We start from the raw sequence: 5,469 nt of genomic DNA, 5'->3' as shown, positions 1-5,469 counted from the left end.
GAATGAACGCGGCGAAAGACGACGGCCTGATGCGGCATGGCACAGGATTTCTCTCGCTGGAGGATGCCGGAAGGCCGTTCCATCCGGAACGGCGCAGCTAAAGTGCCGCGCTGCAAGCGTTGCAGCTAGCCTTTAAGTCATGTCCTGCTAAGGATAAAGCTGTACGGCGACACACTGCAGAACACTGCCGATCCTGGGGGGAGCCGAAAGTTGAGCGGGACATGGTGCTCGGTACCGGTCCGGCGCCCAGCCGCGGGCCATCGCCTCTACTGTCTGCCCCATGCCGGCGGCGGCGCCTCCATGTTCGTTCCGCTTGCCGCCCGGCTGCCCGAGCCGGTCGAGCTGCGCGCGGTCCTGTTGCCCGGCCGGGAATCCCGGTTCCGCGAGCGCCCCTTCGACCGGATGACCGCGCTGGTCGCCGCCCTTGCCGATGCGCTGGCACCAGAGCTCACTCCATCCTACTCGCTGTTCGGCCACAGCATGGGGGCGCTGGTAGCCTTCGAGCTGGCGCGGGAGCTGCGCCGGCGCGGGCTGCCCTTGCCGGATGCCCTGATCGTCTCGGGCCGCCGGGCTCCGAACCTCGTTCTGGACGAGCCGCCGCTGCATCTCCTGCCCGATCAGGCCTTCGTCGCGGAGATCCAGGCGCGCTATGGCGGCATCCCCCAGGTCATCCTGGAGGAGCCGGAGCTGATGGAGCTGTTCCTCCCGACGCTCAAGGCCGACTTCGCGGTGTTCGAGACCTACCGCTTCACGCTGGAGCCGCCCTTGCCATGCCGTCTCGCCTTCTATGGCGGTGACCAGGACACGCAGTCGGCACCTGCGATGAGCGACGGCTGGGCGCGGCTGGTGAGCGGCCCGACGCGACGGCGGATCTTTCCGGGTGGCCACTTCTACCTGGCCGAGCAGCGCGATGCGGTCGCCGACGCACTCGGCACCGACCTGCTCGCCGAAGCGCTCCAGCACGGATGAGCGAGGCGGCGGCCGTGATCGAGCTTCGCGCCCTCCTGCGCGGCGCCCTGGCGCGGCAGCTCGGCCTGGAGCCGGCCGCCATCGACGAGAACGAGCGCTTCCACCGCTACGGGCTGGATTCTGCCGGGGCCCGCAGCCTGATCCAGGCGCTGGCCCAGGCGCTGGGCCGTCCGCTGCCGGCCACCATCGTATGGGACCATCCGACCCTCGACCGGCTGGCACGCCATCTGGCGGGCGAGCAGGTGACCGGAAGGCGCCCGCCGCCGGTGCCGCTCTCTCCGGACGAGCCGATCGCCGTGGTCGGCCTGTCCTGCCGGGTGCCGGGTGCCGCCGATCCGGAAGCGTTCTGGCGCCTGCTGATGGATGGCGTGGATGCGATCCGCGAGGTGCCGGCGGAGCGCTGGCCGATCGGGCGGCTGTTCGATCCCGATCCGGCGCGACCCGGCCGGATGAACACGCGCTTTGGCGGCTTTCTCGACGGGGTCGACCAGTTCGATGCGGCGTTCTTCGGCATCAGCCCGCGCGAGGCGGCGCAGATGGACCCGCAGCAGCGCCTGGCGCTGGAGCTGGCCTGGGAAGCGTTCGAGGATGCCGGCTGGCGGCCGTCCCTGCTGGCCGGGCGGCGCGCCGGCGTGTTCCTGGGCGCGATGTGGTCCGACTATGCCCGGCTCCTGACGGGAGCCGAGGGGATCGCCCAGCATACCGCCACCGGCCAGGACACCAGCATCGTCAGCGCCCGGATCTCCTATGCGCTGGGCCTGGAAGGACCGAGCCTCACCGTCAACACTGCCTGCTCGTCGGCGCTGGTCGCCGTGCATCTGGCCTGCCAGAGCCTGCGCAGCGGCGAATCCGAGCTGGCCTTGGCCGGCGGCGTCCATCTGGTGCTGGCACCGGAAAGCACCATCGCCCTGACCAAGTTCGGCGCGATGGCGCCGGACGGGCGCTGCAAGGCCTTCGATGCCCGGGCCAATGGCTATGTCCGCGGCGAGGGCGGCGGGCTGGTGGCGCTCAAGCCCCTGTCCCGCGCCGAGGCGGACGGCGATCGCATCTACGCGGTGATCCTGGGCAGTGCCGTCAACAATGACGGACCCAGCAACGGGCTGACTGCACCCAACCCCGATGCCCAGCGCGCCATGCTGGAGGATGCGCTCGCCGCCGCCCGGCTCTCGCCCGGGAGCGTCGACTATGTGGAGGCGCACGGCACCGGCACGGCACTGGGCGACCCCATCGAGGCCGGCGCGCTGGGCGCCGTGCTCGGGCGGGGCCGGCCGCCGTCCGGACGGCTCAGGATCGGCTCGGTCAAGACCAATATCGGCCATCTGGAGGCGGCGGCAGGTGCCGCCGGGCTGATCAAGACCGTGCTGGCGCTCGACCGGCGCCGGCTCCCGCCGAGCCTGCATTTCCAGACCCCCAGCCCGCACATCGAGTTCGATGCGCTGGGCCTCCAGGTGCAGACCGACCCCGAGCCCTGGCCGGACCGCCCGCACCCGCCCACCGCCGGGGTCAGTTCGTTCGGCTTCGGCGGGACCAATTGCCATGTCGTGCTGCGCGCACGGCCGCGCACGGGCGAGGTGGGCGGTGATCCGGTCCTGGTGTTCTCCGGCAATGGCGGGGTGTGGCCGGGCATGGGCCGCGACCTGCTGGCCGGCTCGCCCGGCTTCGCCGCGCTGGTCGAACGCCTGGACCGCCAGTTGCCGGCGCTCGGCTGCGACTGGCGGCTCTGCGATCTCCTGGGCGACGGCCGGCTCGCCCAGCGCATCGAGGAGCCGGCCTTCGCCCAGCCGGCCCTCTATGCCTGGCAGCTGGGCGCCGTCCAACTGCTGGCGGAGAGAGGGGTGCGTCCCGTCGCCGTGGTGGGCCACAGCGTCGGCGAAATCGCCGCTGCGGTCGTGGCGGGGGTACTCGACGAGGCGGACGGGCTGCGGATCGTGGTCGAGCGCAGCCGGCTGCAGGCCGGGCTCGCCGGCCAGGGTGCGATGGCCCTGGTGATGGCCGAGCCTGGCGCGATCACGGACCTGCTCGGCGCGGATGTCGCCATCGCCGGGCAGAACGCGCCGAAGGCCACCCTGATTTCCGGTACGCCCGTGGCCGTGGATGCCTGTCTGGCACGGATCGAGGCCGCCGGCCTGACCGGGCTGCCGGTCCGGGTCCCGGTCGCCTATCACAGCCCGCAGATGGAGCGGCTGCGCCCGCAGCTGGAAGCAGCGCTCGCCGGCCTGCGCCCGCGGGCAGCGGATCTGCCGTTCGCCTCCACCGTCACGGGTGGGCTGCTGGCGGGCGAAGCGCTGGATGCCGGCTACTGGGGCCGCAACCTGCGCGAGCCGGTCGCCTTCTCCGCCGCGATCACCGGCCTGGGTGCTGCCGGCCATCGCCGGTTCGTCGAGATCGGCCCGCACAGCCTCCTGGCCACGCCAATCCGCCAGACCCTGCCCGAGGCGGACGTCCTGCCGCTGATGCGACGCGGCGAGGACGAGCTGGCGGCACTCGACCACGTGGCAGCGCGCTTTGCCGGCCGCCGTACCGGACAGCGCAGCAGACATCTCCTGGTCCTCTCCGCGCGCAGCGAGGCAGCGCTCTGGCAGCTGGCCTCGAGCTGGGCGGAGCGACTGCAGGGTGGCGACTTTCCCGATCTCTGCCACACCGCCCTGGTCGGCCGCGAGCGCTTTGCTTGGCGCTTGGCGCTGCATGCAGCCGATGGCGCCGAGGCCGCGGCCCGGCTGCGTGCCCGCGACGCCCCCACCGCCCTTGTGCCGCCCGACCGGACACCCGGCCGCTTCGACCCCCAACGCGTCCCCGGCGAGGACGAAGCGGCCTTTCTCGACCGTGCCGCCGCTTCATTCCTGGCCGGCGACGAGATCGACGGCCGCCAGTTCGATGCCGACGAGCCCTGGCGGGTCTGCGCCGCCCCCACCTACCCGTTCGAGCGCAGCCGCCATTGGCTGCCGGACAGCGGGCGGGCGCAGCTCGATCCGGCCTGGCTGCTCGGCCTCACCTTCGTCCCGGCGCCGCCGCCGGTCTGGCCGGACATGGCCCTCGCCGCTCCGGAAGAGCAGTGTGCGCGCACCCGGGCACTGGACGCCCTGGCGCTGCGCTACGTGCAGGCGGCACTGGCCAAGATCGCACCGGAAGAAATCGCGCCACGCCATGCCGCCCTGGCCGCGCGTCTGCGTGGCTGGCCAGCACCTGCGGAAGTGGGGGAGCCCGCCGATGGCCCCGACCTCCGGCTCCTGTGCCGCGTGGGCGAGCGGCTGGCCGATCTTCTGCGCGGTGAGGTCGAGCCGCTCGACCTGCTCTTCCCGGGCGGCGATTTCGCCGAGGCGGCACGCCTCTATGCCGAGGCCCCGCTGTTCGCCGGCCCCGCCGCAGCGCTCGCCACGGCGGTGCGTGGCTGGGCGGAGCGCCGCGGCGGCATGCTGCGCGTCCTGGAGATCGGTGCCGGCACGGGCGGGCTGACCCGCCATCTCCTGCACGCCCTGGACGGGATCGAGCTCGACTATCTCTATACCGACCTGTCCCCGGCCTTCCTCGCCTGGGGCGAGGCGCAGTTCGGCAAGCGGCCGGGCTTCCGGACCGGCCTGTTCGACCTGGAGGCCGGAGACCTGCCACCCGGCAGCTTCGACCTTGTGGTTGCGGCCAATGCCGTTCACGCCACCGCCGACATCGGCGCCAGCATCGCCGCCGCCGCTCGCCAGCTGGCGCCGGGTGGCCATCTGGCCCTGGTGGAGCTGGCGCGGGCGCCTGCCTGGATCGACCTCGTGTTCGGCACGACCGAGGGCTGGTGGCGCTACCAGGGTGATCCGCGTCGGCCGGACCATGCGCTGCTGGACGCGCCGTCCTGGCGCCAGCTGGTTACGGATACCGGCCTTCAGCCGGTGGCGGTTGCCACGGATGGCGACGCCCATGCGGTGGTGGTCGCACGCCGGTCATCGGACCGGAGCTTCCGCATCCTCGGCGAAGGCCCGCTCGCCAGCCGGCTGCGGGCGGCACTGCCCGGCGAGCAGCCGCCGACTGACCTGGTCCTGGTCGCAGGCGGCGGCGATGTCGGCGCCCAGATCCAGGCGCTCGCCCAGGACGATGTGGCCCGCCGCTGGCTGGTCCACGAGCGGGACGAGACCGGTCTGCGCGGCGCCTTCGCCGCACTGGCGCTGGACCGGCCGGATAGCGCCGCCAGTGCGATCGAGCTGCTTGATCGGGACGAGGCCAGCATCGCGCTGCTCCTGGCCGAGCTAGAGACCGGCGGGGCGGAGGACCGGGTGCGCCTTGCCGCCGGGACGCGCCAGGTCGCCCGCCTGCTGTCCCGGAAAGAGCCGTTGCCCGAGGCATCGCCGGTGCGGGCGGACGGGCTCTATGTCATCGCTGGCGGGCAGGGCATGCTCGGCCGTGCCTTCGCTGCCTGGCTGGTCGAGCAGGGGGCCCGCCACCTGCTGCTGGTCGGCCGCTCCATCGCCGAAGGCTCCTGGCTGAACGGCCTGCGCGCCGCCGGCGCGGAGATCCGCCTGG

The 5,469-nt window shown here is 72.8% G+C and carries 2 protein-coding genes; both read left to right on the top strand.

Annotated features, from left to right (window positions below; genetic code table 11):
- Nucleotides 1–210 precede the first annotated feature (210 nt).
- Nucleotides 211–969: a thioesterase II family protein gene (locus VNS22_RS13120; RefSeq protein ID WP_325733092.1), complete on the top strand. Its 759-nt coding sequence runs from the start codon at nt 211–213 to the stop codon at nt 967–969.
- Nucleotides 966–5,469, top strand: a 4,504-nt coding sequence (locus VNS22_RS13115) for a polyketide synthase (RefSeq protein WP_325733090.1), incomplete at its 3' end; no start/stop codon positions are given. The genes VNS22_RS13120 and VNS22_RS13115, both read left to right, overlap by 4 nt.

Source organism: Geminicoccus sp., assembly GCF_035556675.1.
In the GTDB taxonomy this organism is placed as follows: Bacteria; Pseudomonadota; Alphaproteobacteria; order Geminicoccales; family Geminicoccaceae; genus Geminicoccus.
The sequence above is the reverse complement of the archived record's forward strand: the minus strand, read 5'-3'. Positions and strand labels throughout refer to the sequence as shown.